25 protein-coding genes are annotated in these 26,638 nt (G+C 66.3%); 7 read left to right on the forward strand and 18 right to left on the reverse strand.

Annotated features, from left to right (window positions below; translation table 11 throughout):
* Window positions 1–66: 66 nt before the first annotated feature.
* The 6 genes from L8K25_RS12575 to L8K25_RS12600 are packed head-to-tail and all read right to left on the reverse strand — an operon-like array spanning window position 67 to window position 6,645.
* On the reverse strand, window positions 67–1,248 hold the full coding sequence (locus L8K25_RS12575; RefSeq protein ID WP_242139338.1) for a glycosyltransferase family 2 protein: 1,182 nt from the start codon (window positions 1,246–1,248) through the stop codon (window positions 67–69).
* Window positions 1,248–2,441 (reverse strand): glycosyltransferase, encoded by a 1,194-nt coding sequence (locus L8K25_RS12580; RefSeq protein ID WP_242139339.1) that lies wholly within the window; start codon window positions 2,439–2,441, stop codon window positions 1,248–1,250. The genes L8K25_RS12575 and L8K25_RS12580 overlap by 1 nt, the downstream gene beginning before the upstream one ends.
* 40 nt (window positions 2,442–2,481) lie before the next feature.
* Window positions 2,482–3,279, reverse strand: coding sequence for a CpsD/CapB family tyrosine-protein kinase (locus tag L8K25_RS12585; RefSeq protein WP_242139340.1), 798 nt, complete (start codon window positions 3,277–3,279; stop codon window positions 2,482–2,484).
* A 35-nt stretch (window positions 3,280–3,314) separates the two neighbouring features.
* Complete coding sequence (locus L8K25_RS12590; protein ID WP_242139341.1) at window positions 3,315–4,751, reverse strand: Wzz/FepE/Etk N-terminal domain-containing protein; 1,437 nt, start codon at window positions 4,749–4,751, stop codon at window positions 3,315–3,317.
* On the reverse strand, window positions 4,748–6,037 hold the full coding sequence (locus L8K25_RS12595) for a hypothetical protein (protein ID WP_242139342.1): 1,290 nt from the start codon (window positions 6,035–6,037) through the stop codon (window positions 4,748–4,750). Before L8K25_RS12595 ends, L8K25_RS12590 begins: the two co-directional genes overlap by 4 nt.
* Entirely contained in the window at window positions 6,034–6,645 is a 612-nt protein-coding gene (locus tag L8K25_RS12600; protein WP_242139343.1) for a polysaccharide biosynthesis/export family protein, read from the reverse strand. Before L8K25_RS12600 ends, L8K25_RS12595 begins: the two co-directional genes overlap by 4 nt.
* Window positions 6,646–6,849: 204 nt before the next feature.
* Here L8K25_RS12600 and L8K25_RS12605 point away from each other — a divergent pair, with 204 nt between their 5' ends.
* Window positions 6,850–8,331, forward strand: a complete 1,482-nt coding sequence (locus L8K25_RS12605; protein ID WP_242139344.1) for a tetratricopeptide repeat protein — start codon at window positions 6,850–6,852, stop codon at window positions 8,329–8,331.
* Between the two features lie 28 nt (window positions 8,332–8,359).
* Here L8K25_RS12605 and L8K25_RS12610 read toward each other — a convergent pair whose 3' ends face one another.
* The 5 genes from L8K25_RS12610 to L8K25_RS12630 all read right to left on the reverse strand — a co-directional run bounded on the left by L8K25_RS12610 (window position 8,360) and on the right by L8K25_RS12630 (window position 12,698).
* On the reverse strand, window positions 8,360–9,217 hold the full coding sequence (locus L8K25_RS12610) for a peptidyl-prolyl cis-trans isomerase (RefSeq protein WP_242139345.1): 858 nt from the start codon (window positions 9,215–9,217) through the stop codon (window positions 8,360–8,362).
* A 49-nt stretch (window positions 9,218–9,266) separates the two neighbouring features.
* The gene (gene epsI / locus L8K25_RS12615) at window positions 9,267–9,980 is read right to left on the reverse strand and encodes an exosortase-associated protein EpsI, V-type (protein ID WP_242139346.1); all 714 of its coding nucleotides are present in this window, start codon (window positions 9,978–9,980) and stop codon (window positions 9,267–9,269) included.
* Window positions 9,977–10,843, reverse strand: coding sequence for an exosortase V (gene xrtV, locus L8K25_RS12620; protein ID WP_242139610.1), 867 nt, complete (start codon window positions 10,841–10,843; stop codon window positions 9,977–9,979). Before xrtV ends, epsI begins: the two co-directional genes overlap by 4 nt.
* Window positions 10,844–10,968: 125 nt before the next feature.
* Window positions 10,969–11,208 (reverse strand): XrtV sorting system accessory protein, encoded by a 240-nt coding sequence (locus tag L8K25_RS12625; RefSeq protein WP_242139347.1) that lies wholly within the window; start codon window positions 11,206–11,208, stop codon window positions 10,969–10,971.
* A 158-nt stretch (window positions 11,209–11,366) separates the two neighbouring features.
* Entirely contained in the window at window positions 11,367–12,698 is a 1,332-nt protein-coding gene (locus L8K25_RS12630; RefSeq protein ID WP_242139348.1) for a sugar transferase, read from the reverse strand.
* A 434-nt stretch (window positions 12,699–13,132) separates the two neighbouring features.
* Here L8K25_RS12630 and L8K25_RS12635 point away from each other — a divergent pair, with 434 nt between their 5' ends.
* Window positions 13,133–14,428, forward strand: coding sequence for a molybdopterin molybdotransferase MoeA (locus L8K25_RS12635; RefSeq protein WP_242139349.1), 1,296 nt, complete (start codon window positions 13,133–13,135; stop codon window positions 14,426–14,428).
* 39 nt (window positions 14,429–14,467) lie between these two features.
* Here L8K25_RS12635 and L8K25_RS12640 read toward each other — a convergent pair whose 3' ends face one another.
* A complete protein-coding gene (locus tag L8K25_RS12640) occupies window positions 14,468–15,004 on the reverse strand; it encodes a molybdenum cofactor guanylyltransferase (RefSeq protein WP_242139350.1) in 537 nt (178 codons plus the stop codon).
* Window positions 15,001–15,810, reverse strand: coding sequence for a formate dehydrogenase accessory sulfurtransferase FdhD (fdhD, locus tag L8K25_RS12645; protein ID WP_242139351.1), 810 nt, complete (start codon window positions 15,808–15,810; stop codon window positions 15,001–15,003). The genes L8K25_RS12640 and fdhD overlap by 4 nt, the downstream gene beginning before the upstream one ends.
* Window positions 15,811–15,949: 139 nt before the next feature.
* Here fdhD and L8K25_RS12650 point away from each other — a divergent pair, with 139 nt between their 5' ends.
* The 4 genes from L8K25_RS12650 (at window position 15,950) to L8K25_RS12665 (ending at window position 20,791) form a co-directional block, all read left to right on the forward strand.
* Window positions 15,950–18,298: an FdhF/YdeP family oxidoreductase gene (locus tag L8K25_RS12650; protein WP_242139352.1), complete on the forward strand. Its 2,349-nt coding sequence runs from the start codon at window positions 15,950–15,952 to the stop codon at window positions 18,296–18,298.
* A 9-nt stretch (window positions 18,299–18,307) separates the two neighbouring features.
* Window positions 18,308–18,805 carry a DUF3833 family protein gene (locus L8K25_RS12655; RefSeq protein ID WP_242139353.1) on the forward strand — a complete coding sequence of 166 codons (498 nt, stop codon included), beginning with the start codon at window positions 18,308–18,310 and terminating at the stop codon, window positions 18,803–18,805.
* A gap of 469 nt (window positions 18,806–19,274) precedes the next feature.
* Window positions 19,275–20,195 (forward strand): hypothetical protein, encoded by a 921-nt coding sequence (locus tag L8K25_RS12660; RefSeq protein ID WP_242139354.1) that lies wholly within the window; start codon window positions 19,275–19,277, stop codon window positions 20,193–20,195.
* A 59-nt stretch (window positions 20,196–20,254) separates the two neighbouring features.
* Window positions 20,255–20,791: a TIGR02281 family clan AA aspartic protease gene (locus L8K25_RS12665; RefSeq protein WP_242139355.1), complete on the forward strand. Its 537-nt coding sequence runs from the start codon at window positions 20,255–20,257 to the stop codon at window positions 20,789–20,791.
* Window positions 20,792–20,802: 11 nt separating this feature from the next.
* On the opposite strand, the gene L8K25_RS12670 is transcribed toward L8K25_RS12665, so the two are convergent.
* Window positions 20,803–21,522, reverse strand: a complete 720-nt coding sequence (locus L8K25_RS12670; RefSeq protein ID WP_242139356.1) for a PEPxxWA-CTERM sorting domain-containing protein — start codon at window positions 21,520–21,522, stop codon at window positions 20,803–20,805.
* Between the two features lie 212 nt (window positions 21,523–21,734).
* Here L8K25_RS12670 and L8K25_RS12675 point away from each other — a divergent pair, with 212 nt between their 5' ends.
* Window positions 21,735–22,364 (forward strand): hypothetical protein, encoded by a 630-nt coding sequence (locus L8K25_RS12675; RefSeq protein ID WP_242139357.1) that lies wholly within the window; start codon window positions 21,735–21,737, stop codon window positions 22,362–22,364.
* A gap of 6 nt (window positions 22,365–22,370) precedes the next feature.
* Here the strand turns inward: L8K25_RS12675 and dinB are convergent, their stop codons facing one another.
* The 4 genes from dinB to L8K25_RS12695 all read right to left on the reverse strand — a co-directional run bounded on the left by dinB (window position 22,371) and on the right by L8K25_RS12695 (window position 26,626).
* Entirely contained in the window at window positions 22,371–23,456 is a 1,086-nt protein-coding gene (gene dinB / locus L8K25_RS12680) for a DNA polymerase IV (RefSeq protein WP_242139358.1), read from the reverse strand.
* Between the two features lie 94 nt (window positions 23,457–23,550).
* Window positions 23,551–24,807, reverse strand: coding sequence for an adenosylmethionine--8-amino-7-oxononanoate transaminase (locus L8K25_RS12685; protein WP_242139359.1), 1,257 nt, complete (start codon window positions 24,805–24,807; stop codon window positions 23,551–23,553).
* Entirely contained in the window at window positions 24,804–25,433 is a 630-nt protein-coding gene (gene bioD / locus L8K25_RS12690; protein ID WP_242139360.1) for a dethiobiotin synthase, read from the reverse strand. Before bioD ends, L8K25_RS12685 begins: the two co-directional genes overlap by 4 nt.
* Window positions 25,430–26,626: an 8-amino-7-oxononanoate synthase gene (locus L8K25_RS12695; protein WP_242139361.1), complete on the reverse strand. Its 1,197-nt coding sequence runs from the start codon at window positions 26,624–26,626 to the stop codon at window positions 25,430–25,432. Before L8K25_RS12695 ends, bioD begins: the two co-directional genes overlap by 4 nt.
* Window positions 26,627–26,638: the final 12 nt, after the last annotated feature.

The raw sequence follows: 26,638 nt of genomic DNA on the forward strand, positions 1-26,638 counted from the left end.
AAGGAGCGGGGCAAACTGCTGAAGAAGACGTGGGTTCACCGGGGAAGCGCACCGGCGGGATCGAGATCAGGGGTCGATCCGCTCGGTGCGCGTCCAGGCTACGCGCTGTCGTCCCGTCAGCAGCCGGGCGTACATGGCGAGCTTCCAAATCAGATAGCGCGGTAGCCGGACCGCCGCATCGCGGTGCAGATGCATCCGCCCTTCGCCCGCCCATGCGAGCAGCACGACCGTTCCCAGCATCCCGAGCAGCACGACCACAAGGATCAACGGCAGTGCCGAAACGCCGAGCAGGGCGGCGACCGCCAGCAGCAGGGTCATGACGACATTCGCGGCGAGCAGCATCGACAGCGGCGGCACGCACAAATGCACCCCCATCCAGAATCGCGACCAGTTCCCGCGGACGATCCCCGACCCGAGCAAGCCAAGCCCGTGCCGTCGCGCCATCGCAAGAAACCCGCCTTCCCAGCGCGCGCGCTGGGTGCTCGATCCGTCGTCGCTGCTGCAATCCGATCGCACGGTCGCACCGTCCTGATACTGCGCCGGATGCCCGAGCTCGATCAGTCCGATCCCGATTGCGAGATCCTCGACGACGTTGCCGGTCGCCAGGTCGAGCGCGGCATAGTCCTTCCACGGAAACGCCATCCCCGACCCCGTCAGGATCGCCGCACCGCCCAGTCGCGCGATACCGCGCTGCCGGATCCGGTTCTTGACGAAAAACGCGAAGTTGGAAATCTGGACGACCGGCGGCGCGGTCGGGGCGGGGCGGAACAGATAAGCGGCTTGCGCAGCGCGCCCGGTCGCGAGCACGGCATCGGTCAGCCGGGCGAGCCCGTCCGGATCGATCTCGCAATCGGCATCCAGCACGACGATCACGTCCGGCGGGGTGGCGCCAACGTGGTCGCGGCCATGCGCCAACGCATACCCCTTGCCGCGCCGCACAGGATCATGCCGCTCGACCACCTCCAGCCCGAGCGTGCGTGCCGTGTCGGCGGTGGCGTCGGTGCAATTGTCCGCAACCAGCACCACGCGGGTCGACGCCCCCTGCAACCGCACGAGCCCCGCGCCGGAGGTCGCCAGCGTCCGTTCCTCATTATGGGCCGGTACCAGCACGACGACTCGCTTGGTACGCTTCGGCGGCGGAACGGTGCGGTCGGGCAACAGGCCAAGGCCGGTCTCGAGCAGGAAGGCCGCGTCGATCGCCGCGATCGGGGCAAGGGCCAGGCCAGCGACAAGGTCGAACGGTCCCATTACGCGGCTCCTGCGAACTGAGCCGCCAATTGCGCGCCGTTGCGCGCCGAATCATGCTGCTCCAGGACACGACCCCGGCCGATCGCCCCCATTGCATGCAACGTGCCGGGCGTCGCGTCGAGCGCCTGCTCCATCGCCGTGACCAATGCGTCGATCGATCCGGCCGGGATCAACCAGCCGCAAGTCGAGTCGACCAGTTCGGGAGTCCCGGCAATCGCGCTGGCGATCACCGGCGTGCGCAACGCGAGCGCTTCCATGATCACGACAGGCAGACCCTCCGCGAAACTCGGCAGGACCATCGCGCGGGACGTCAGCAGGATCTCGCGGACGCGGCCGGCATCGACGAAGCCGGTGATCGTCACCGTCTCGGACAAGCCGCGGCGCTGGATCAGCGCTTCGATTTCGTCCCGCATCTCGCCATCGCCGACCAGCACCAGCCGGAACGTCCGGCCTTGCGCCTTTAACCGCGCGGCCGCTTCGAGCAACAGCGGCAGACCCTTTTGCGCGCTCAGCCGTGCGACCGCGCACAAAATAGGCGGGCTGCGATCCGCCTGTGGCGGTTCTTCCGTGAAAAGCTGGTCCACGCCGCAGCGCACGACCGAAATCTTGTGCCAGTCAGCCGGGCTGCTCCAGCGCATCAACTGGCTGCGGCCATAGGAACTGATCGCCATTACCTGTTGAGCGTCGGCGATCTTGCCGGACAGGTCGAGCCCGCGGGGAGAGTCGAATTCATCGGGGCCGTGGACGGTGAAGCTGTAGGGCAGGCCGGTCAGATGATGGACCAGTCGCGCGACGGCCGCGGGATTGGTCCCGAAATGGGCGTGCACATGTTGTGCGCCGTCCAGCCGGCGTGCCAGCCAGCATGCTTCGGCCAGATAGGCGAAGTGTTTCCACCCGCGTTTCGGATCGTCGGCAATTGCCCGTCCGACCAACCGCACCGCGCGCAGGAACCGTGACGGATTGGCCGCGGCGACCCGCACCGTATCCAGCGCGAGGGGGGCGAACCCGTTGGCCAGCACGACCCGCGTCAGGTCGAGCTCGGCGCGATCCTTCGCATCCGGCAGGGCACCGGGCGCGGCGCGGATCGAAAAGCGCAGCACGAAACTGCCCGCTTCCTCGACCGCGGCGATTTCGCGCCGGATAAAGCTGTGGCTGACCGCCGGATATTTGTTGACCAGATAGGCTATGCGCACGGCGTTCCCCCGTTACCGAGTCCGTGATCAGCCGGTGCGATCAGGAATAATAGGCGTCGTAATAGCGCTGCGTGCCGTATCCGAAACCATAATCGTCACCACCGATGCCGCCCTTGTAGCGGTTCAGGACGGTTCCCATGCACGGCGCCGGACGCAGGATTTCAAGGGTATCCTTGACCTGGCGCGCGGTAGTCTTGCCCTCTTCGACGATCATCAGATACGCATCGATCTCGCGCAGGACGATTGCCGCATCGTCGTTGGCGAAGGCGGGCGGAAGGTCGCAGATGCAGATCACGTCGTCGGGCAGCTTGCGCATGGCCTGGACCAGCGTGCGCAGACGCTCGCCTGCCAGCAATTCGGCTGAACTGTGATCGGTCGGGAAGGACGGGAATACCGTCAGTCCGGTGCCGGTAATCTCGCGGGACGCAGCGTCGAGCGAATCGACTTCGCCGGCAAGGAAGGTGTTGATGCCAACGCCTTCGGGAATTTCGAAGATCTCCGCGATCGAGCCACGGCGCAGATCGAGATCGAACAACAGGGTATGCGTGCCGGGAATGCGCGACAGCGATGCCGCGAGGTTCGCTGCCATGAACGACTTGCCGACGCGCGGCGTGGCCGATGTAATGCCGATCACCTTCCACTGGTTCGCCTGCATGATCTTGACGATCTGTGAGCGCAACAGGTTGAACGGGCGCGAGCGACGATCGCGGCTGTTGAAGCCGAACACGCCACGGCGTGGCGAATCGAACCGATCGAGCGGTTCGGCGATGCTGTCGGGCGACAGCACCAGGTCCGGCGCTGGCGCGTCGTTGATCGAGGTGTTCCAGGAACTTGGCATTGGGATACCTTAGGTCGAAAGAGGTAAGGCGCTGGTTAAGCTGCGGCCTTGGGGGAACCCGAGCGGCGACGAGCCTTCTTCTTCGAAATCACCGGAATCACGGCAAGCGGTGGCACGCCGGTCAGGCGGGTCAGCGTGGCCACGCTGCGGATCGGCCGCGCGATCAGTTCGATCAGCAACGCGAGCGCAACCCCGACGGCAAGGCCGCCGAAGATCCCGCCGAGGATCAGCATCGGGCGGTTCGGCTGGGTCGGCGTGTCGGGCGTGACCGGCGGATCGATCAGCGTCAGCCGCTCACCGCGCTGCTCGTCCGAAATCTTGACCACCGAGCGCGCGTTGAGCAGGCTGGTCTGGACCCGGCCGAGATTGGCACGAAGCACGTCGGCGCGGGACTGCAACTGCGCGACCTGCTGCGCGATCACCGGGCCGCGGGCCTGCGCCGCCGCCATGGTGGCGGCGCGACCGCGCTCCGCCGACTTGGCGTTGCGCAACTGGCCGATGGCGGCGTTGTTGGCAGCGATCTGGCGCTGGACGACCGACGAGACGCTGTTGGTCTGGAAGGCGGCCGCGGTCGTCTTGGCCGCGGCGAGGCGGCTCTCGGCGAGCTTCACGTCGGGATGATCGTCGGAATATTGCGCACGTGCAGCGGCAAGCTGTGCCTCGGCGGCAATGACGTTGGGATCCCGGCCGACCGCAGGCTTGCCGGTCTGCGCCTGCAGATCGGCATTCTGGCGCTCGAGCGTGGCGATCTGGCCGTCATAGTCGCCACCGCCAGTCATCACCGTCATGCCCATGTTCGACGCGGCGAGCGCCGCACCGTTCTGGCCCGTGATGCGGTTGATCTGCGTCTCGATCGCGTTGACCTGCGCCTGCAGATTGGCTTCCTGGTCCTCCAGGAAGCGCGCGTTGGTCTGCGCCTGTGCCTGGGTTTCCGAGGCGTCGAGCTTGAGCAGCCGGTCGACGAAGGTCTGTGCCACCAGCTGCGCCTGCGGGGCGCTCGGATAGTCGAAGGTCAGCGCGAATGCGATCGACCCGGCATTGCCGCCGCCGCGCGCGATATCGGCATCGACCGCGGCGATGTTGGTCGCGTTGCGCATCCTGTCGACCAGCTTCGACAACGGCTCGCGCCGTGCCGATGCGTCGTACAGATTGTTCGCCTGGATCAGCCCGACCAGATCGGGGCGACTGAGGATCTGCTGGCGGATCTTCGCCATGCGACGGTCGATGACCGTGTCGCCGGGGCCCGACGCGGTCGTGTCGGTCGGCAGGTTCTGCGACTCGACCAGCAGCGTTGCGCTGGACCGGTAGGACCGTGGCAACAGGAACGCAGCCGCGATTCCGGCGATGCTCAGGATCACGAACGGAATGATGATCAGCCAGCGCCGCTCCCACAGGATGACGGGGAGGGTTCCGATGAAGTTCGAAGAGGCATCCGATTCCTGGTTCTGGACCAGGTCGAGTTCGTCATTCATCGAATATCCCCGAGGCGATACGCCACGCCGATTTGTCCGCCGAAGTCACTCGGGCGGTTGAGATTGGCGCCGAAGATCTGGCGATAGTTGGCCGAGGCGATCAACCGCAGCCGCTGCCGGATCTGGCGGTCATAGCCGACCGTCGTACGCAGATATTCGTTGCCGATGCCGAAGCCGACCGGGTTGACCGTTCCGTTCAGCCCGCCGGGGGTGCTGTTCCGGCTATAGTCCGCCGAGGCATTGATATTGCTGTGTTCGGTCAGGCGATAGGAGTAGCTGCCCCCCGCCGAGGTCGAGACCTGCGTACCGGCGATCCCGGTCGGCAGGACCGCGCGATTGGCGCTCAGGCAATAGACGACGCGGATGCCGCGACGGCAAAGCGACAGGTTGCCCGACAGCGACGTCTGGTTCCCACCGACCTGACGGTTGACGAACGAGATGCCGAGCGCGCCGTTGACCGTCCAATATTCGTTGATGCGCCCGGTCGTGGTCGCCTGGATCGAATAGACGTTGGTGTTGGCGCCCGGGGTCACATAATCGTACCGTGAAACCGATCCCTGCAGGCCGGCCTGGATATTGGCGGTGACCTGCCGGCTATAGCCGATCGTGCCGCCATAGCCGGTGTAATCGCCGGTCGGATTCAAGGGGCTGTTGGTCGCCCCCGTTTGCGAATAGCGCGAATTAACGATGAAGGCGCTGGCCGTCACGACGTCACGGGCGGACAAGGTCGCCGAAACGTCACCGCCGCCGTTGATGGTCCGACGACGCGCGCCGATGCCGAACAGGGCGATATCGGTTCCCGTCGTGATCGGCGTGGAACTGATCGGGCTCACCCCGACGGTACCGGTACCGGTGCCGGTGCCCGTTGCCGCTCCGGACCCGATCGGATTGACCGTCACGAACCGGTTCGCCAGGTCGTTGGTCGATCCCACCAGCGAGCTGTCGATCCCGGCGTTCAAGTGCGCCTGGACGTGTTCGGCCGGAATGAAGCTGTAGTCGACGCCGCCCGAATAGTTGTCGGATCGGGTATACCGGCTGAAATACTGCTGGACGTTCGCATCGGCGTTGATCGTCAGCGTGCTGTTCTGGCGGAGAATGCGCAACTGTGGCCGGATGTCGACCTGCACGAACCCGGCGCCCGTATTGGACCCCGTGGTCGCGAACGGATTGTTGGAATAGCCGAGCGTGCTCGACACATCCGCGCTCAGTCGTTTTTCGCTCGTCTGCGCAAAGGCGGGAACCGCCATCGTGACCGCGCACAGCGCGACATAACGGGCCGCCTTCACGGTACGATCACCGTGTCGCCGCTTTCCAGCTGCGGCAGGCCAGCAAGATCACGCCCGCTTGGGTTGCCCTTGAGAATGTCGGTCAGGCGAACCTTGATGACATTCAGGCCGGTTCCCGATTTGCGCAGGATCGCGACATTGCCGACGTCGGCGAAATCTGCCGGGCCACCCGCCATGACGAGGGCCTCGAGCACGTTGACGTACCGACCGGCGGTGAACGCCCCGGCCGTCTTGACCTTCCCCGCAACGCTGAACTGCAGGCCGACCGGCGCCTTGACCGAGACCGTAACTTGCGGAACGGCGTCCCGATATTGCGAGCGAAGGCCCTTCGACACGAGCGCTTCGATATCGCTCGGCAGCTTGTTCAGCGCATCGACCTGACCAACCAGCGGGAAGGAGAAGGTGCCGTCCGGAAGGACCTTGACCTCGCGCTGGAGGCGCTCCTCGCCCCACACGTAGATTTCCAGCTCATCGCCGGGGTTGATGCGATACGCGCGCAACTGTGCCGGGGCGTTCGACGCGGATTGCGCCACGACCGGTGTCGCAAGCGCCAGAAGACCCATCGCCGCACAGCACCGCGCAGCCCGTACCGACAATACCATAGTCATTTCCCTGTTACTCGGTTTTGCGGTTCCTAGCGCATCTGCCGTATCGGATGCTAGGTTAAAGCATCCTTCACGGCGCCCTATATATGAGGGTCGGCGACGCTATAGGCGTTCCAGCGATCCCAGATGAAGACATTGACAAGGCATGTCGCCGCCCGGCACGGTCCGTCCGTCTCATCCTATCGCGTCATCGGATTGCGTGACCCAATGAAATCTTCGTTCGTCCGGTTGGCAGCGGCATTGGCCGCGTCGGTTCTCGTGGTGGGCGGGGCAGGGGGCTGCGCATCGAAAGACGAGCGCGCCGCCGCCGCCGCCGCCAAGGCGGATGCGTTCCTGCAGCAGGGTGATCTTCAGCGCGCGCGGCAGAATATCCAGACCGCCATCGGCTTCCGCGACGACGTCAGCGACTATTGGCTCACGCTTGCGCGCGTTGCGATGGCGATGAAGGACCCGACGAAGGCGTTCGAAGCCTATGAAAACGTCTACCAGCTCGATCGTGGCAATCTCGAAGCGCTGCGCCAATTGTGCCAGCTCGGGCTGAATGTCCGCCAACCGGACAAGGTCGACCGCTATGCGGACCAGTTGCTGGTGATCAATCCGAACGATTCGCTGCCGCTGACGATGAAGGGTGGCGCCGCGCTGCAACGCGGGGATTCGAAGAACGCCCTGGTGTTCGCAGAGCGGGTGCTTGCGGCCAATGCCACGGACATCGGTGCGTTGATCCTGAAAGGCCAGGCCCTGGCCTATCGCGGCGACAATGCCGCTGCCGCCAAGTTGATCGAGGAATCGCTGGTGCCTGGAAGCGATCCGACCTCGCGCCTCGTTTTCCTGCGCGACCTGTATCAGCGAAGCGCCAACAGCGATGGATATCAGCGGACGCTCGCTCGCCTTGCGGAGCGTAATCCGACGGATTCGCGCATGCAGCTCGATTTCGCCGACTGGCTGTACCAGACCGGGCAACCGGACCGCGCGTTCACGATCGTCCGCGCGGTGTTCCGGCAACACCCCAAGGACATCGCGATTGCATCGACGATTCTCGAAATGTGGCTGGACGAAGGGCGGGACGCGCTGACCGCGCAGCAGATCCTGCTTGGCGGCTCGGATGCCGCGCTGGAGACGAAGGCGACATTCGCGCAATTTGCCAACGAAACGGGCCAGCCCGATCTGGCGCTGCAGGTCTTGGGAACGGATCTGCCCGGAACGGCGCCGGATCCCGGCAATTCGAATGCCAAGGCGACCTACGCCTTTGCGGTCGGGCTGAAGGGGCGCGCGCAGGATGCGCTGTCGCGGACGCAACAGATCCTCGACACGGACCCTTCGCAGCCCCGCGCGCTGCTGACCCGCGCCCGGCTCCGCGCCGCAACCCGCAATTTCGAGGGCGCGCTTTCCGACGGGCGCCAGCTGGTCAGCGACGACGTCGCCAATATCACCGCGCGACTGGCGCTGACCGACATTCTGCTGGCGCAGAATCAGCCGGCGCTGGCGGAAAGCAATATGCGCGAGGCGTTACGCGTCTCACCGGATTCGAGCCGCGCCGCAGCGCGACTGGCCACGATGCTGATTGCAAGTGGACGCCGGGACGAGGCTGGAACGGTGTTGCGCGACATGGTTCGCGCATCGCAGATCAGCCCGCGCGCGAAGGCGGTCCTCGCAAGCTTTCATCTTTCAAACGATCCGTTGACGCGCTGACCCGTGGGTCAGCGCGTCCCCCCGAGGATCAGGGCGCGGTTGCCGGAGCGACCGGCGTAGGCGTCTTGGGTGGCGAGAAGCCCGGCTGATACGTGATCTTGGCGCTCGCGCGCGCCGCCTCGAGCTGCTTCTGCATTGCATTGCCGAGTGCCTGGCGACGCAGCAACTCGAGCGCTGCCGGGCGTGCCTGGGCTTCGGGCGTCGGCGCGGGCGTGGTCGAGGTGATCACGCTGGCGATGATGCGACCCTTGTCGGGCGCGACGAACGGCTCGCCCGCGGGGAGCGCGGCGATCTTTGCGGCGATCGGAGGGGGCAGCATCGCGGTGTCGAGCGTGCTCGTCCCGCGCGTGAACTGGATCCCGGCTGCGGACAGCGTGGCCGCGACCGCCTCGAGCGAATGGGCCGGCTCGAGCTGACGGAGCACGGTCTGATCGCTCGGCTGCGCGAAGGAGATCTGGTCGAGCGCGTAGCGCTTGCGTCCGCTGAACAGCGTCGGGTTGTCCGCGATGAACTTGTCAACCGCAGCAGCATCGGGGAGCGAAACGCTCTTGGCGGCCTTGGTCGTCAACAGATTGATGATCAGCGCGTCTTCGCCACGGCGCAGCTGGTCCAGATAGCTGGGCGACTTGTCGAGCCCGTCCGCCTTGGCCTTTTGCACCAGCAGCTTGCGGTCGACGATCTGCTGCACGACCTGCGCCATGATCGCCTTCTTGTCGGCTGTCGGCGGAATGTTGGCCCCTTGCAGCTCGGCGTTGACCTCCTGCTGCGTGACTTCCTCGCCGTTGACGACCGCGACGACCTGACCGCCGACCTTCTTCTCGCAGCCCGCAACGAGCAGGAGCAACGCACTCGCGCCCGTCATCAGCATGGTTTTCTTGCTCGTCATTTTCTTACCCCTTTGGTGAATCATCGCGTCGGTAGTGGAAGGTCCGGCGTCAGGCCGGACCGATAAGGACGGACTTCATTTGCGGCCCTACCGCGCCGAACAGTGCCTTGGCGAACGCATCGAGGCTGGGCCGCGCGTCGGCTTGGCCAAGCGTGGAGATGCGGACCAAAACCCCGTCCGGGATCAGGCCGCGCAGGTTTTCCTCGACGACCGCAAGCTTCTGTTCGGACCATTTGCGCGGGAACAGGTGTCCCAGGCGGGTCCAGTAGATCATTTGTTCGGTGCGCAACTCGGTTTCCGCGACGATGTAGCGCGATGGCACGTCGACCTTCGGCGCCAGCTGGACGCTGCGATCCTCGACGGTGGACAGGTGGAACCCGCTCGCCGGATAGCAGACTTCGGGGCGATGAACCTGGATCGTCCCGTCCTGTGACCCCGAATAGGCGATCAGCAGCATCATCGAGCTGCCGTCGCTGTGACTGTAGACCCGCGTCAGGAGTTGGCTGTAGATCCGGTCGCGCAGCTGGTCCGCCGGGGGCAGCACCAGGCCGCTGCTCGCTTGGAAGCGCCAGCCACCGAACGCATGCGGCACCAGCGCGTCCAGCTTGCTCGTTCCCAGCGTGCGGATCACCGTGCGCGGCGTGAAGGCATAGGCTGCGCCCGCCGCGGCGAGAAGCGTCGCGCCGACCAACAGCTGGCGACGCGACGCGCCCGGGCCACTCAGGGGGCTCGACGCGCGGGGGGTAACGATGGCGTCAGTCATAGAGTCTGTCCTGTCGGGGCCCAGCGTTGACGCAGTGGCGTGAAGACCCAGTCGATCACGAAAATGCCGAGGAGCGCGGTCACGAACATCGTCATGCCCGCGAGTTCGTGGAAGAATCCCTGACCGGCCGCTTCGCCGAAGTGATAGGTGATCAGCAGCAGCATCAGAACGCGGACAAGGTTGGCGAGCACGGCGATCGGGATGATGCACGCCACCAGCAACAGCATGTACCGCCAGTTCGAGCTATGCCGCAAATAGGTGTAGAACAGACCCAGCGCGGTCAGGCTGATCAGGGAGTTCAGGCCAGCGCAGGCTGCGGCGACCAGCATTTCGTACTGGCCGATCTGGATCGTGACGCCCGATCCCGCGACCGGGTACCCCAGCACGTGCAGGATATCGACCGACCACTGCGAAATCGCGATCTTGAGCGGTTGCGTGATCGCCGCGAACAGCGTGTCGGGCGGCGGAAACACGAACAGCAGATAGACGAGCGGGAACCATACCGCGCGTACCGCCGCGCCGCCGCACAGCGCGTAGAACACGACGACAAGGCTCAGGTACATCACGATCGACTCGATTTCGATGATCGACGTGATACGCGCGAGGGCGAACAGGATGACCAGCGGGATCATCAGCCCGAAGCTCAGCACTGCCGACCCCGGGCGCGCGACCGCCGCGATTCGGTGCCGCTCGCGCGCAATCAACCACAGCCCGGTCGCGAGGACCAATGGTCCGTGCGCGCCCTGTTCCGTCCCCCAGCTCTCGCGGGCGACGTCCAGCATCGTTGGGATCAGAAACGCCAGCGTCGCGACGATCAGGAACACCAGCGCCGGCGTCCACTGACGCGGACGGGTCACGGCCATTCCAGGGGGAGACATCGTGGTCAACATTGCACGGTACCTTGACGCGAACGGGATAAAAGAAACCGAATTCAGTCGGTTAGGTCATGGCGTTGGGAATCATCGGCGGGGTCGGGGCGACCGTGCCGTCATGTGTGCTGCAACGGCTTGAGGACGAACCAGATATACGCGACGATCGCGACGATCGCGACGATCGCCACCGCGTGCTGATCGTGATTCCCGAGATAGTTGGCGACTGCGCATCCAATCGCGGGGGGCGCGTACTGGATCATGCGGTCGCTTGGGGTCTCGGCAGTTGAGCGCTGCAAAAACAGGATGATCAATCCTGCGAAGATTGCGAGCGTGAGCCAATCATAAAGCGTTTCCAAGTTTTTCCCTCCCGATCTTCGCGCTTGCCCGCGCGAAGAGGACGTATGCCGAATTCGCCTAGCTACGCTGCTTGCGGTAAATAGCCTCATAACCGCGATGAATACATCGGCAATTTTTTGAGCCGGTGATTGCGCAAACGAGCCGGCGATGCGCCCCGTCAATAGGCCTTGTCATGGACGATGACCCGGAACGTCGCCAGCAGGATCGCGATGTCGCGCCCCAGCGACCAGTCGTTGAGATATTCGAGATCGGCCTGCAGTCGCTTGACGAGATCATCGCGCTCCCGCGTTTCGCCGCGCAACCCGCGGACCTGGGCGAGCCCGGTGATGCCCGGCTTTAGCGCGTGGCGATGCCAATAGCGCTGGTCGACTTCCCAGAAGCGTTCCTTGCCGGCAAGCGATCCGAGCGCGTGCGGACGGGGACCCACCAGGCTCATTTCGCCCAGCAGGACATTGAACAGCTGAGGCAGCTCGTCGATACTGACCGCGCGGATCAGCGCCCCCACCCGGGTGACGCGCCGATCGTTGCGGGTGGTCGAGCGGTTGCCCTCCGCGTCGCAATGTTCGACGTGCATCGAGCGAAACTTGAAGACGGAGAACAGCCGGTTCGAGCGACCCAGCCGCTGCTGGCGGAACAGCACCGGTCCCTTGCTGTCCAGCTTGATCGCCATCGCAACCGTCAGCAACAGCGGCGACAGGGCGATGATCGCGGGCACGGTGACGGCCAGATCCATCGCGCGCTTGATCGCGCGACTCCGCACGTCGAGCGGTCCCGAGGCGACCTGCATGACGCTCTGGCCTTCGTAGCGCATAATCCGGTTGGCGCCCGCCTCGTCGAACTCGGGAGCCAGGACGAAACCCTGGACATCGGTCCCCTTGAGCAACAGCGACCACGCCGCGCGATCCTCGACGGCACAGCACACCAGCACGAAATCCGCGCCGCTTACGGCCGTGCCCAGCCGATCGAGCATGTTGGGGTCACGCAGATTGGGGCGCAGCCCGTAAGCCGCCGCATCGATCACCCAGGCGTCGCCAAGCGGTGGCAATTCGCAATTGTCGAGGATGATCAACTCCGTACGGAGGACCGAGCCGAGCGTCCGCTTGACGAGAGCGTTGAAGCCATAGCGTCCCACCGCCACCAACGCGATCGCCGCAGCCGCGCCGGTGCCGAACACCAGCCGCGAAAACTCGAGCGATGCGCGCGAGAAGAAGGCGACGAACAGCACCGCGGCCATCGCAAAGGTGAGCGCCCCGATCGCCTTGGCCAGCCCGCGCTTCCAATTGACCAGCACCTGATAGCCAAAGGCGTTGCCGTTGATCGCGACGAGCAGATAGATCGGCGTGATCAGCAAAGCCAGCCGCAGGCCGTTGGCACCGAACGTCATTTCGGGACGCAGCAGCCCGGCGGCGAGGAACGCCAGCAGGATCGCGACCGCGTCGAACAGCGCCAGCAGCGCATACAGCTGGAACCGGCGCCCCTGCTTCGACATTGGCTTCGCCCCGGCATGCAGGCGTTGAAATTCTGTTTCGCCGTCTGCTTTTTGCAGCATGTCTAAGGCAGACTCCGGTGCAAGCATGGCGTGGTCGGTACGAGAGTCTGCGCGAACTGCTTGTTTTCGCGCAGATTCTTCAGCGCCACGCACAGCTTTTGAGGCATGCGGGCTCTTCGAATAATCGGTCAATCTGGTAACTTCAACAGCGATCTTGCGGCCCTACGGGTTGTTCATTCCAGCAAATTCCTGGGGACTAACGATCGTTTACGCGCACGCTTTGCAGGGGCGAAATGTCCCGCGACAAGGCGTAGTGTAGCCGAACGAAGGCCATATTGCATGTGCGAATTCCCCAATCTGGCATCATAAGGTCGTACGATTGGAGTGAAGTCGCGTATTAGGCTCTAATCATGACAAAAACCCGTTAATGGGGGGTGAACCGTCCGAAGCCGGCGCAGCGGGTGTTGTGCGCCATGCTCGCCGGAGCGATGAACCGGGGCTATAGCGCGGCGATGCCGCCCCGCGATCCTCCCGCCGTCATGTCCGCACCAGCGCTGCTGCCTACGCTGGCGGAGGCGATCCGCCGCATCGCCCATGAGGCCATTCCGCTCGGTGCCGAACATGTTCCGCTGGCGGCGGCGGGCGGGCGCATGCTCGTGGCGCCGGTTCGCGCGCGGACGGACTTTCCGCGCCGCGACGCCGCGGCGATGGACGGATTCGCGCTCGCGCGTGCCGATGCGGAGAATGGCCTGCGCTGGCGGATCGTCGCCGGCCCGATCGCGGCCGACCGTCGGCTGGCATCGGGCGAGGCCGTGCGAATCGCCACCGGAGCCACGCTGCCCGAGGGAGCGGAACGAATCGTGCCGATCGAGCGGGCGACGGTGGCCGGCACATGGGTGTCTTGTGCGGAACCAGACGGACGGCCGCACATCCGGTTGCGGGGATCGGATTTCCGGGTTGGCGATATCACGCTTGCCGCCGGCCGCCGGATCGATCCGCGCGCGTTGGTGGCCGCCGCTGCCGCAGATGTCGAAACGGTGGCGGTCCGTCGCGTGGCACGGGTCGGCGTGATGGTCCGGGGCGACTTGCTGGTCGCGCCTGGACTGGCAGCGGAGCGCGATGGCGCGATCCCCGACAGCCTCGGCGGGGCGCTGGCGCTGTTGACGGCCGGATGTGGCGCCCAAGCCGGCGGTGCGGTGCGCATCGGGGAGGATCCCGCGGCGCTCGTCACGGCGGTGGACGCTATGCGGGGTGGCGTCGACGTGATCGTGCTCGCCGGCGGCGCAGCGCATGGTGCCCGCGATGCCGCGCAGCAGGCACTGCGCCCGCTCGGCCTCGACCTGATCTTCGACGGGCTGGCGATCCGGCCCGGCCGGCCGAGCTGGTATGGACGGATCGGATCGGCACACGTTCTGGGATTACCCGGCAATCCGACGGCCGCAATGACGCTTGCGCGCCTGCTGTTGGCGCCGCTGATCGGGCATCTCGGCGGGGACCCTGCTGCCGCGATGCTTGCCTGGGAGATGCTCCCATTGATCGCGCCGGTCCCGGCGAACGGCGCCCGGGAATCGTTCCTGTGCGCGGCGGCCGAGGCCGGGGGCGTACGTCTGCTCGACCGTCGCGACGGATCCGGCGAGATGATGCTGGCGGCAGCGGACCGTCTGGTCGTGCGCCCGGCGCATGGCGATGCCCTGTCTGCCGGGACGATGGTGCCGACGCTGCGGTTCTGAGCATCCCGGATCGAAGCTCCGGGCGATCCGCGCGGATCGTCAGGGTTTGCCGTCGCCCAGCGCGGCGAGATCCGCGGGGAAGTTCACGTTCGCGATGGGGGCGGGCAGCGTCAGCACCTGCGCATCGATGGTGCGCGCCCACCCCCGCATCGAGCGATCGTCGTCGTGCGCCAGCCGCGCCGCCAATGCCGCCGCGGCGCTGGCTGGCCATAAGCCGATGACCGGGCAACCCCGGACGAAGACGGGGGCCCCGAGCGCGAGCAGGCGCGGGAACAGATCTTCGGGCAGGTCAGGCGTATCGCCCGGGATCGACAGCACCATGTCGTGACCCTGCGTCCCGGCATAGTGCAGCGCCGCCGCGAGCCCGCCGAGCGGACCAAGGCCGGCAGCCGGGCGATCGGCGAGCGACGCGATCCCCGCAAGGGTACGTCCGCATACGGCCACGGCATCGGTGCGCGGGCGAAGCCAGTCGATCGCATGATCGAGCAGGGTGCGTTCGCCGAGCCGTGCCGCCAACTTGTCGCTGCCGAAACGGCGCGACTCGCCGCCTGCCAGAACGACGCCGAGGATCGTCATGCGATCAACCCGGGTGCCGACGCCGGGCAAAGCTGCAAGGTCAGGCTGTCCTGCCGCACCAGCGTCGCCAGCGTCAGCCCGGCTCCGGCCGCGCGTTGGAGCGCGAGCGACGTCGGCGCCGAAATCGTCGCGAGCAACGGGCAGTCGGCGCGCGCCGCCTTGTCGACGAGCTCGAACGAGCATCGCGAACTGAGCAGTGCAAAGCCGCCGTCCCAGCCGAGCCCCTGCCGCGCCATCGCGCCGATCAGCTTGTCGAAGGCGTTGTGGCGGCCGACATCTTCGCGCACCAGCAGGATCGTCCCGTCATGCGCCGCCAGTGCAGCGGCATGCACCGCACCGGTTGCCCGGTTCAGCGGCTGATGGTCGCGCAGGGTGGCCGCCGCCGTGAACAGCGCGGCCGCATCCGCGCGCGAGTGCGTGGTAACATGCGGCAGCGGGGCGAGCGCGCGGTCGAGGCTGTCGCGGCCACAGAGACCGCAGGCCGAATCGGTGGTGCGGGGGCGCATCCGCTCGAGGACCGCGACCGGATCGGGTCGCCGTCGATCGGCCCGGACGATCACGCCCACATCAACCGGCGCTACGTCGATACTTGCCAGGTCGCCCGCCGTGCCGATCTCGCTTTCGGCCAGCAGCAGGCCTGTCACGAAGTCTTCCAGGTCGTGCGGAGTCGCCATCATCACGGCAAACCCGACACCGTCGAGTTCGATCGCGACCGCGACTTCCTGCGCGATCCCCCGCGCGGCGGGTGCGCGGTGGCCATCGATGGAGATCGTCTCCAACCGGGGAGGAGGTTCAATATCGGGCATTGCCTCGCCTAACGCACGGCGCGGACCGGTGGAAGCAGCGTTAAATTGCGGATGCCATCCGCAAGCGGGAACCTAGCCGTTCCCCGCACGCTTCGACACTGGGCCCCGGACCATGGGGCGAGAGGGAATAGGATTGATCATGTCGGACAAGGACCTGTCGCAAGCGCCGTCGGATCTTTCGAACTTGCCGAAGGACTTGCCACATTCGCCGGGTCCGGCGGGAGGATGGGGGTCGCTCAAGGGCATTGCGCAGATTTTCGGCGAAACCTGGGCCAGCCCGGCCGCGCTTTCGAGCCTGGGCAAGCTGAACAAGCCAAAGGGCGTGATGTGCGCGTCCTGCGCCTGGCCCAAGCCGGTCAATTATTCGGCCTTCGAATTCTGCGAGAATGGCGCGAAGGCGACGCTGTGGGAATCGACCAGCGCGCGCTGTACGCCGGCGTTCTGGGACAAAGACGGTCACAGCGTCACCGAGTTGCGCAGCTGGCGCGACCATGATCTCGAAAAGACCGGGCGGCTGACGCATCCGATGCGCTACGACGCGGCGACCGACCGCTATGTCGAAACCACCTGGGACGAAGCCTTCGCCGGCATCGCCCGGGTGCTCAAGCCGCTCGATCCCGACAGCGCGGTCTTTTACGCGTCGGGCCATGCCGGGCTCGAGGCATCGTATCTCTACGCGTTGCTCGCCCGGGTTTATGGCACGAACAACCTGCCCCAAAGCTCGAACATGTGCCACGAGACGACCTCGGTCGGACTGACCAAGGTGATCGGGTCGCCCGTCGGCACGATCGTGTGGGACGATCTGGCGGAGGCGGACGCCTTCTTCTTCTTCGGGCAGAACCCGGGGACGAACAGCCCGCGCTTTCTTCATCCGCTGAAGGACGCGAAGGATCGTGGCGCGAAGATCGTCACCTTCAACCCGATCGTGGAACAGGGCCTCGTGTCCTTCGTCGACCCGCAAAGCCCGGCGGCGATGCTGACCGGGAAGGAGACCAAGATCTCCGACCAGTATCACCAGTTGAAGGCAGGCGGCGACATCGCGGCGATGCTCGGCATGTGCAAGGTCGTGGTCGAGGCCGACGACGCCGCCAAGGCCGCCGGCAAGGCGCAGGTGATCGATCATGCGTTCATCGCGCAGCACACCACCGGGTTCGATTCCTTCCTGGAGAAGTGCCGTGCCGTCACCTGGGCGGAGATCGAGCAGGAAAGCGGGCTGACGGAAGCCGCGCTGCGCGATGCGGGCAACGTCTACATTGCGGCCAAGAACGTCATTGGCGTGTACGGGATGGGCCTGACCCAGCACACGCACGGGGCGCTGAACATCGCGATGCTCGTCAACCTTTTGCTCTTGCGCGGTAATATAGGGCGTCCCGGAGCAGGGTGCTGCCCGGTGCGCGGGCACAGCAACGTCCAGGGGCAGCGGACCGTCGGCATCGCCGAGAAGATCCACCTCATCCCCGTCGACAGGCTGAAGGCACTGTATCACTTCGACCCGCCGACCGAGGACGGCATGAACATCGTCGAGGCGACCGAGGCGCTATTCGCGGGCAAGGTGCGCGCGTTCATCTCGCTCGGCGGGAATCTCGTGCGGGCGGTGCCCGACCAGAAGCGCATGGAGCAGGCCTGGGCCGGGCAGGACCTGACCGTGATGGTCTCGACCAAGCTCAACCGCAGCCATCTCTTCCCGGGCAAGCTCGCCTATATCCTGCCGTGCCTCGGCCGGTTCGAGGAAGACGAGCAGGCGGGCGGCGCGCAGACGATCACCAGCGAAGACAGCTTCTCGATGATCAGCGCATCGATCGGGCACCGCACGCCGGTGTCCGACAAGGTCATGAGCGAACTCGCGATCGTCACCGCGATCGCCAAGGCCACGCTGCCACCGAGCGAGCATCTCCATTGGGATGCCTGGACCGCCGATTACGGACTCGTCCGGGACCTGATCGAGAAGACCTATCCCGACGATTTCCGCGACTATAATGCGCGGATGTACCAGGCCGGTGGCTTCTACCGCGGCAACGGCGCGCACCAGCGGATCTGGAAGACCGAATCGGGGAAGGCCGTGTTCACCACGCCCGGAGAACTCAATTCGATCGGCTTCCAGGATGCGCCCGGCCGTTTCCGGCTGATCACGCTCCGGTCGAACGATCAGTTCAACACGACGATCTACGGCTATTCGGACCGCTTCCGCGGGATCGAGGGGACTCGCGACGTCTTGCTGATGAACCCCGACGATATCGCCGAGGCCGGCCTGTCGGATGGCCAGAAGATCCGGTTGATCACCGATGTCGACGACGGGCAGGACCGCCAGCTCGGCAACCTCACGCTGACCGCGTACAAGATTCCGCGCGGGACGCTGGCGGGTTATTATCCCGAGTGCAACGTGCTGGTCCCGGTCAGCCATCATGACGAACTTTCCAAGACACCGGCCAGCAAGTCCGTCCCCGTGCGGATCGTCGCGGACACGCCCGCCCCGGCGACCGCGGCATAAGGGCTGAGGATGCGCTACGGATACGGGATCATCGCGCTCCTGAGCGGTTCCGCTCTCGTTCCGGCGTTGGCGGACGCCGCGACGCCGGAATTTTCCCCCACCGCCTTTTTCGCGGGGCGGACCGAGGGGGAGGGCGTGTTCCACCGGATCGCGTCCCGGCACAAGGCGACGCATGTGCAGGGGACGGGTACGCTCACCGCGCCCGACACGATCGTTCTTGCGCAGCATGTCGTGGTCGAAGGCAAGCCACCGCGGGATCGCCAATGGACATTGCACGCCGTCGGGGGCGGGAAGTTCGATGGCCGGTTGACCGATGCGATCGGTCCGGTGCGCGGCGATGTGGCGGGCAACCGTTTCCATGTCCGGTTCCGGCTGAAGGGCGGCTTCGACGTGCAGCAGTGGATGTACCTCCAGCCCGGCGGCAAAGTGGTTCAGAACCACCTCGTCGTGCGCAAGTTCGGGATACGGGTTGCCGCACTCGACGAGACGATCCGCAAGCTCTCGTAGACCCGGAGGCGTCAGGCAGGCCGGTCGGGCTCCGGGACGTCGTAAATCGACGACGACGTGAAGCGTTCGGGTCCGAATCGTCTCATACATTCGGATGACGGACAGTTTTACGGTGGTGGTTGCGAGTATTTGTTAAGACGAGCCGCGCTACACCGGGGATCACGCCGCTGTTTTGGCTAGGAAATACATGTCGACTTTCTAACCTTTTGGAAAATATTCGATAAAACGCTAAGCCCTGTTCCGAAATCGGGCTGATGGGGCGGTCGCACTATGGACCAATTCTCGTTGCAGGCGCTTTGCAGGGGTTGCGATCGTGCGGCAACGCCGCGGCGACCGGAGGGTCCCGATCGACCATTCCTGAACTCGGACATGCCAGGCGCGCTGGGCGCGCGATCGTGTTTTGACACCGGCGTGATCCTCTTTATGAACCTGATATTAAGCAGTTGTAGTTGTGTGAGTAGGAAGTAGCATGCGCGTACGGTTCCATTCGGTGCGTCGGCATCCGTCGCGGGTGCTGTTGCCGCTCTGGATCATCCTGGTGGTGGCATTCTTCACCTGGCAGGCCGGTACCTATCGTGGCGTGGTGGCGCTGCTCGCCGAGTGGCAGTTCAACGAATTCGGCGTCTATCATCCGCTGCTGACGTTTCTGCTGTTCGTTCTGATCCTCGCCCCGCTGCCCTTCCTGTTCACGCGACGGCGCCGCAAGTCCGCGGCGGCCTCCAGTGCGGCAGTCCCCGCGACGGATGTGCTGCCGGTGCGCAACAACCTCAGCCGTGCGATCCTCGAGGCGACACGGTTTCTGAATGTCCTGCTGTTCATTGCCGGCGGCTGTTTCGTGGCGGCGCTGATCGCCGTGATCATGGTGCTGATGCTGCCGAGCGTGCAACGCCCGCTGCAACGGATCACCGCGAGCACGACCGTTCCCGCCGTTCCGGCAGAGGGCTTCACCGAATTGCGCGGCAACGTCCTGTACACGCGGACGTCCGCGTTCGATGAGGATCTGTGGCTGGCGCGGCGCAACGTGCGGTTCGCGCCGATGGTCGATGTCGGTGCCGACCCGTCCGATATCCGGTACTTCATCGAACTGTCGGCAACCGACGGAACCGCGCAGAACGCGACCGAAAGCGCGCGACAGGGGATATTGGTGCGCAATGCCCTGCCGGGCGAACTGTTCCGGCTGTACCGTTATGCCGGCTTCCGCGTTGCGCCGGACCATTATGTCCTGTTCCGGTCGCTGAAGACGATGCGCTGGCCCTATTGGGTGTGGGCGTCGGAATTCGGGGTGGCAGGCCTGCTGATCGGCATCGGGGCGCTGGTCCAGTGGTTCCGGCGGCGTCGTCTGATCGTGCGGGAACGCGACCTGCTGGAGACGGGTGCCGCGGACGCTTAAGGCCGCGCTAACCAGACCCGCGCACCCGCTGTTTATGCCCGGTGGGGCATTGCAGCGGCATGTTCGCGGTCAAAGCTCTCTTGGCGACTCCCGGCCTGGTCGGATTACTGGCCTTCGCCGGGCTTTCGCTCAGCGCGCATGCGCCATCGGGTGAGTCGGTCACGGCGTCGGCACAGACCGCCCGGATCGTCGCCATGCGGACGGTGCCGGAAGATTCGGACGCGCCGCCGACGATGCGGCGGCGCTTCACGCGCGCCACCGACGGGCTGTTTTACGTCACCGCGCGCGTGAACGGCGTCAAGGTGCGGTTCCTGGTCGATACCGGCGCGACCATGGTCGTCCTGACGCCAGGGGATGCCATGCGCGTCGGCGCCACCGACACGGTGGCATCACGGCATGCGGTGATGGAGACGGCGGCCGGGCCGTCCGCCATCGATCGCGTCACGCTGGATCAGGTTGCCCTTGCCGGGCATACGGTTGCCGGTGTCGACGCGGCGGTCGTGCGGCGGGGATTGCGCGTGTCGTTGCTGGGACAGGACCTGCTCTCGCGCCTTGGCCCGGTCACGATTTCCGGAAACGCGCTCGAACTCAACTGACCCGGTAGCGCTCAGGCTTCGCCGACGCTCTCGCCAAAGCCGCGGACGCCCCGTCGGCGCAACCGCAATGCGCAACCGACCATCAGGAAGCCACCGAGCAGCATCGCCCAGGTGGAAGGCTCCGGCACGGCGGACACCGGCGTCGGCGTTCCGGGCGTGGTCGTGCCCGGTGTCGTCGTTCCAGGGGTGGTCGTCCCCGGCGTCGTCGTTCCGGGCGTTCCGGTTCCCGGATTTGCCCCACTGAAGCCAGACGCTCCCGCGACGGGCTGGGAAATGGCGGGCGTGAACGGTTGGGCGGTGCCCGACGCGGGCGTTCCCAGACCGGCGTCGACGAGCGCATCGCGCCCGGGCGGGGAGACGGTGTTGGCGGCGACTTCGACAGGGCCGGTCCCGACCGGCGCCGTCGGCGGAACCCCGCGTGTAAAGGCTACCGCCGGCGTATCGGCGCGACGCGCGGGACCGTAGGCGGCCGGGGTCGTAGCGGAGCGCCGGTCCAGCGGACCGCGCGGTGCGGCGATGCCGGACAGATAGCTGCTGCGTTGTCCCGGACCCGTCGTGCCGAGCGTTGCGGTGAAGGCCTTGGCCCCGGGCAGTCCGCCGTCGGTGATGAACACCGCGCGCGTGTTCTGCGGGAACAGGGCGGCAAGCAACAACGTGGCGGAAAGCGCCCCCACGATCAGCGAGCGAGCCTTGTTTTCGCCGCGGTTAAATTCGGATACCTGCACAGCCATTCTTACCCTATAGGCAATCTGCAAGACGATTGCGACAGTTTTGATGGCATCGAATCCTGCTGCGGGACGGCTTCGCCCGTCTGGAGAATGCTTTTAAGTCTTTACGTTGGAGGCAATAAACGGCGTGTTTCAGCCGAAGGGAGTATCAAGAATGCGGCGATCGATCTGTGACTGAGCGGGTTCAACGACGGGGGAGCCGGATGCAGCGGGCGATGTTGGCAATGGCCGCGGTGCTGGCGATCGGTGGATGCGCGCGAACGCCGCAGCCGCCTTTCGACGATTCGCAAAAACTCGTTCGCGCGACGCTGAAAATCCTGACCGATGATGGCAACACGATCTGTGTCGACAATCGTACCAACGGCAAGCCGCTGGCGATCTTCGCGACCATGTCGGTGGCACCACCGCCGTCGCGCCGTCCGCTCGCCTGGCACGTCGTAACGCCGCTGCGATCGAACGCGGCACTGACCGCGCGGCAGATCTACCAGGATACGATCGTCGACAAGCCAGCGCACATCCCCGACCCGGTCAACGCAACGCCGGCGCTCGGCTTTCTCGACCAGCAGCGGCTGAACAGCGCGGCGATGGTCCTGTCGCGGACGGGGCAGAGCAAGACGGTCGATCTGGGTGGTGGGTTCGGCGTGCCGAGGGTCGATGCCCGTTGGTGGCCGCTCGTGCGCCTTTCGCAAAAATGCTATCTCAAATACGTCATCTCGGATCCGGTGTGGTCGGACACGATGGGCTATGTGACGATCAACATCGAGCATTGGGGAACGACCTACGCGTTCCAGCGCCGCAACAACGACTGGGTTGCGGTCGCCCAATGGAGCAACTGGCTGTTCTGAGCGCGCTCAGGGACCGTCGGCGTCGAACAGCGGCAGCGCGACGGTCCCTTCCGCCAATGGGTCGAACGTCGAGACCGTGACACCGACCAGCCGGATCCCCTTGATCGGGGGCAGCACGGTCCGGATCAACTCGCGACTCGCGGCGCGCAGCTTTGCCTCGGTGTCGATCGCCGTCGGATAGGTTCGGCTGCGGGTGATCTGCTGGAAGTCGGCGTATTTGACCTTGACCGTCGCCGTCCGGCCGTACGCCTGCGCCTTCGCGCACCAGCCCCAGACGTCGTCCGCCATCTGCTGCACGCCCGCCTCGATCTCGACCGGATCGAACAGGTCGCGATTGAACGTCGTCTCCGAGCCCGACGACTTGCGGATGCGGTCGGGGTCGACCGGGCGATGGTCCTCGCCGCGCGCGATCGCGTGATACCAATCGGCGGCATTGCCGAAATGCGCGCGCAGGAATTTCAGCGATTTGGCGCGCAGGTCCGCGCCGGTGGTGATGCCCAGGCTGTGCATCTTCTTGGCGGTCACCGGGCCGACGCCGTGGAAGCGCGCGACCGGCAGCGTCTCGACCCACGACGCTCCCATGTCGGGCGTCACCGCGAACTGGCCGTTCGGCTTGCGCTGGTCGGACGCCAGTTTCGCGAGGAACTTGTTGTACGAAATGCCGGCCGAGGCGGTCAGCCCGGTTTCCGCAAGGATGCGCGCGCGGATCGCCTTGGCGGTCGCCCAGGCGGTCGGCAGCCCCTGCAGGTTGGCGGTCACGTCGAGATACGCCTCGTCGAGCGACAGCGGCTGGACGAGCGGGGTATAGTCCTGGAAGATCGCCTGGATCTGCCGCGACACCTGTTTGTACACGTCGAATCGCGGCGGGACGAAGATCAGGTCGGGGCAGCGCCGCGCTGCGGTCACCGAGGGCAGGGCGGAGCGAACGCCGAACACACGCGCCTCGTAACTCGCCGCCGCCACCACCCCGCGCGCGGCGGACGACCCCACCGCTATCGGCTTTCCGCGCAACGACGGATCGTCGCGTTGTTCGACCGACGCGAAGAACGCGTCCATGTCGACGTGGATGATTTTCCGGGGCGGCGGCTCCATTGGCGCCTGATAGGGGAAAACGAACGGAAGGGGAACGGGTTAGCGGGCGATCCTGCGCTACTGGCCGCAGTGCCGCCGTCCGACCATTACCCGGTCACCCCAGGGCGTCCGCTGCTTCGCCGATCGCGGCGTAGACGCGGTCGAGATCGTCCGCTTCGATTGCATAGGGCGGCATGACGTACACCGTATTGCCGAGTGGCCGCAGCAGCAGGTTCGCGTCCCGGAACCGCTTGAGCAGCGCAGGCCCAAGGGTCGACAGATATCCGCCGCCTGCCGGATCGACCAGGTCGAGCGCGGCGATCGTCCCCAGCGTCCGCGCCGCGCGAACGTTGCGATGCCCGGCCAGTCCCCCGAGCCGCGCCGTCTGGCGCGCGGCCAGCTCGGCGATCCGTGCTGCGACCGGCTCGTCGCGCCAGATCGCGAGATTGGCGTTGGCGGCGGCGCAGGCGATCGGGTTGGCGGTGTAGCTCGACGAATGGAAGAACATCTTCGACCGGTCGGTCGAGAAATGCGCAGCGTAGATCGCCTCGGTCGCGAGCGTTACCGCGAGCGGCACCGCGCCCCCGGTCAACCCCTTCGACAGGCACAGGATATCGGGCACCACCGCGGCCTGTTCGCAGGCGAGCAACGTGCCGGTGCGGCCCCAGCCGGTCATCACTTCATCCGCGATGAACAGCACGTCGTACCGTGCGCAGATCGCGCGCATCTCGGCCAGCACCCATGCCGGGTAGAACAGCATCCCCCCTGCGCCGAGCACGAGCGGCTCGACGATGAACGCGGCGGGGGCCTCGCGGCACGCCGCCTCGAGCGCGTCGAGCGTCGCTTGCTCGTGCCCGGCGGCGGGGAAGGGGATGGTTCCCACGTCGAACAGCAATGCGCCGTACGCCTGGTTGAACACGCCGCGCGCACCGACCGACATCGCGCCGATCGTATCGCCGTGATAGCTGTGCTCCAGCACCAGGATCCGGTCGCGCGGGGCGCCGCGGTTGGCCCAATAGCCGAGCGCCATCTTCAGCGCGACCTCGACGCTGGTCGACCCGGAATCCGAGAAGAACACGCGCGTCAGCACGGGCGGCAGCAACGCGATGAGCGCGCGCGCAAGCGTCTCGGCGGGTTCGTGGGTCCAGCCGGCGAAGATGATCTGGTCGAGCCGCTGCGCCTGCTCGGCGATCGCCGCCATGATGCGCGGGTGGCAATGGCCGTGCGTCGTCACCCACCAGGACGAGATCGCATCGACGATCCGCCGCCCGTCCGCCGTATGCAGGATCGCGCCCGACGCATGGCTGACCCGCGGGATCGGCTCGCCGAGCCCGTGCTGGGTGAAGGGATGCCAGATCGGCCCGTGGCTCATCGGAACGCCGCCGTGTCGAAATGCTCGGCGAAAGCGGCGGCCAGCGTCGTCGCGTCGAGCGTGCCCAGCTGCGGCAAGCGGCCGAGGCGCGTGACCCCGCCGATCCGTGCGATCGTCGCCTCGCTGTCGGGCTCGGCATCGCCGATGAAGGCGACGCCGTGGAGCGGCACGCCGCGGTGACGCAGCGCCTCGATCGACAACAGGCTGTGGTTGATCGTCCCCAGCCCGGTCCGCGCGACCAGCACGACCGGCTTGGCCCAGCGTGCGAACAGGTCGGCGAACAGCAGGTCCGGGGTGATCGGCACCAGCACACCGCCCGCGCCCTCCACGACCAGCGGCCCGCTGACCGTCGGCAGCGCGAGCCGGTCGAGGTCGATCGTCACCCCGTCGATCGCCGCCGCGCGGTGCGGCGAGCAGGGTGTCGCGAGCCGGTATGCCTCGGGCAGGATCCGTTCGGGCGGCAGGCCGGACAGGGCGGCGACGCTGTCGGCATCGCTGCGCGGGTCGAGCCCGGCCTGCACCGGTTTCCAGTACTGCGCGTGCAGCGCGCCGGCGAGCGCGGCGGCGAAGACGGTCTTGCCGACGTCGGTGTCGGTGCCGGTGACGATGAAAGTCGGGGCGGTCATGGCAGGATCTCGTGCAAGGCATGGGCGAGGCGGTCGATGTCCGCCTCGGTGACGTTGAGGGTCAGCGAGATGCGCAGCCGCGCGGTCCCGGCGGGGACGGTCGGCGGCCGGATGCCGCGGATGTCGAACCCCGCCGCCTGCAACGCGGACGCCGCGCGCATCGTCGCGGCGTCGTCACCGATCAGCAGCGGCAGGATCTGCGATCCGGTCGGCGTCACCCCGCACGGGGCGAGCGCGCGTTCGGCATAGGCCACCAGCGCGGCGAGCCGGACGCGGCGCTCGGGTTCGTCCGCGAGGATGCGCAGGCTTTCGCGCACCGCGCTCGCCATCAGCGGCGACGGCGCGGTCGAGAAGATGAAGCCGCGCGCGCGGTTGACCAGGAAGTCGCGCGCGACGGCCGGTCCGCATAGCAAAGCGCCCTCACACCCCAGCGCCTTGCCGCAGGTCCGTAGCGTGATGACGTTCTCGCGTCCTTCCAGACCCGCAGCCAGTCCGCGACCGTCCGGCCCGAATACCCCGGAGGCATGCGCTTCGTCGATCAGCAGGATCGCATCGTGGCGCGCCGCGACCTCTGCCAAAGCGGCGAGCGGGGCGCGGTCGCCGTCCATGCTGTAGAGGGTCTCCACCGCGATCCACACGCAGCCGGTCCCGCCGCGTGCGCGCCAGCCGGTGATGGCGGCGTCGATGGCATCCGGGTCGTTGTGGGCGGCGCCGATCGTCTCGGCTCGGCCGAGCCGCATGCCCTCATGCGCGCTCGCATGGATCAGTGCGTCGTGGACGACCAGGTCGCCCCGCTGCGGCAGCGTCGCGAACAACGCCGCATTGGCGGCAAAACCGCTCGCGAAGAACAAGGCGGTCTCGCTGCCGAAGAACGCCGCAGCCTCCGCCTCGAGCGCTTCATGCTCTGGATCGTTGCCGCGCAGCAGTCGCGACCCGCCCGATCCGATCGACACCCCGCGATCAAGCGCCGCGCCAACCGCATCGCGCAGCCGCTGGGAGGTTGCGAGCGCAAGATAGTCGTTCGATGCGAAGTCGACTCCCCTGCGCGGCTGCAGCCGCCGCAGGCGGGCCCGTTCGGCAATCGCGCCGAGATCACGGCGGTGGACATCCCAAAGCACGGTGTCGCCCTCACCGCGCCGTTGCGGCTTCGCGTCTTCGTCAAATATTACCGAATTCCAAGTACCTATCATCAATCGTCAAAGTCC

The sequence above is a fragment of the Sphingomonas sp. TREG-RG-20F-R18-01 genome (assembly GCF_022662475.1).
Lineage (GTDB): Bacteria > Pseudomonadota > Alphaproteobacteria > Sphingomonadales > Sphingomonadaceae > Sphingomonas.

Excerpts from the sequence above, each read along its gene's own strand:
- L8K25_RS12575 (WP_242139338.1), bottom strand. The coding sequence starts at position 1,248 with ATGGGACCGTTCGACCTTGTCGCTGGCCTGGCCCTTGCCCCGATCGCG.
- L8K25_RS12585 (WP_242139340.1), bottom strand. The coding sequence starts at position 3,279 with ATGCCAAGTTCCTGGAACACCTCGATCAACGACGCGCCAGCGCCGGAC.
- L8K25_RS12590 (WP_242139341.1), bottom strand. The coding sequence starts at position 4,751 with ATGAATGACGAACTCGACCTGGTCCAGAACCAGGAATCGGATGCCTCT.
- L8K25_RS12600 (WP_242139343.1), bottom strand. The coding sequence starts at position 6,645 with ATGACTATGGTATTGTCGGTACGGGCTGCGCGGTGCTGTGCGGCGATG.
- L8K25_RS12605 (WP_242139344.1), top strand. The coding sequence starts at position 6,850 with ATGAAATCTTCGTTCGTCCGGTTGGCAGCGGCATTGGCCGCGTCGGTT.
- L8K25_RS12610 (WP_242139345.1), bottom strand. The coding sequence starts at position 9,217 with ATGACGAGCAAGAAAACCATGCTGATGACGGGCGCGAGTGCGTTGCTC.
- epsI (WP_242139346.1), bottom strand. The coding sequence starts at position 9,980 with ATGACTGACGCCATCGTTACCCCCCGCGCGTCGAGCCCCCTGAGTGGC.
- xrtV (WP_242139610.1), bottom strand. The coding sequence starts at position 10,843 with ATGGCCGTGACCCGTCCGCGTCAGTGGACGCCGGCGCTGGTGTTCCTG.
- L8K25_RS12630 (WP_242139348.1), bottom strand. The coding sequence starts at position 12,698 with ATGTCGAAGCAGGGGCGCCGGTTCCAGCTGTATGCGCTGCTGGCGCTG.
- L8K25_RS12640 (WP_242139350.1), bottom strand. The coding sequence starts at position 15,004 with ATGACGATCCTCGGCGTCGTTCTGGCAGGCGGCGAGTCGCGCCGTTTC.
- fdhD (WP_242139351.1), bottom strand. The coding sequence starts at position 15,810 with ATGCCCGATATTGAACCTCCTCCCCGGTTGGAGACGATCTCCATCGAT.
- L8K25_RS12650 (WP_242139352.1), top strand. The coding sequence starts at position 15,950 with ATGTCGGACAAGGACCTGTCGCAAGCGCCGTCGGATCTTTCGAACTTG.
- L8K25_RS12655 (WP_242139353.1), top strand. The coding sequence starts at position 18,308 with ATGCGCTACGGATACGGGATCATCGCGCTCCTGAGCGGTTCCGCTCTC.
- L8K25_RS12660 (WP_242139354.1), top strand. The coding sequence starts at position 19,275 with ATGCGCGTACGGTTCCATTCGGTGCGTCGGCATCCGTCGCGGGTGCTG.
- L8K25_RS12665 (WP_242139355.1), top strand. The coding sequence starts at position 20,255 with ATGTTCGCGGTCAAAGCTCTCTTGGCGACTCCCGGCCTGGTCGGATTA.
- L8K25_RS12670 (WP_242139356.1), bottom strand. The coding sequence starts at position 21,522 with ATGGCTGTGCAGGTATCCGAATTTAACCGCGGCGAAAACAAGGCTCGC.
- L8K25_RS12675 (WP_242139357.1), top strand. The coding sequence starts at position 21,735 with ATGTTGGCAATGGCCGCGGTGCTGGCGATCGGTGGATGCGCGCGAACG.
- dinB (WP_242139358.1), bottom strand. The coding sequence starts at position 23,456 with ATGGAGCCGCCGCCCCGGAAAATCATCCACGTCGACATGGACGCGTTC.
- L8K25_RS12685 (WP_242139359.1), bottom strand. The coding sequence starts at position 24,807 with ATGAGCCACGGGCCGATCTGGCATCCCTTCACCCAGCACGGGCTCGGC.
- bioD (WP_242139360.1), bottom strand. The coding sequence starts at position 25,433 with ATGACCGCCCCGACTTTCATCGTCACCGGCACCGACACCGACGTCGGC.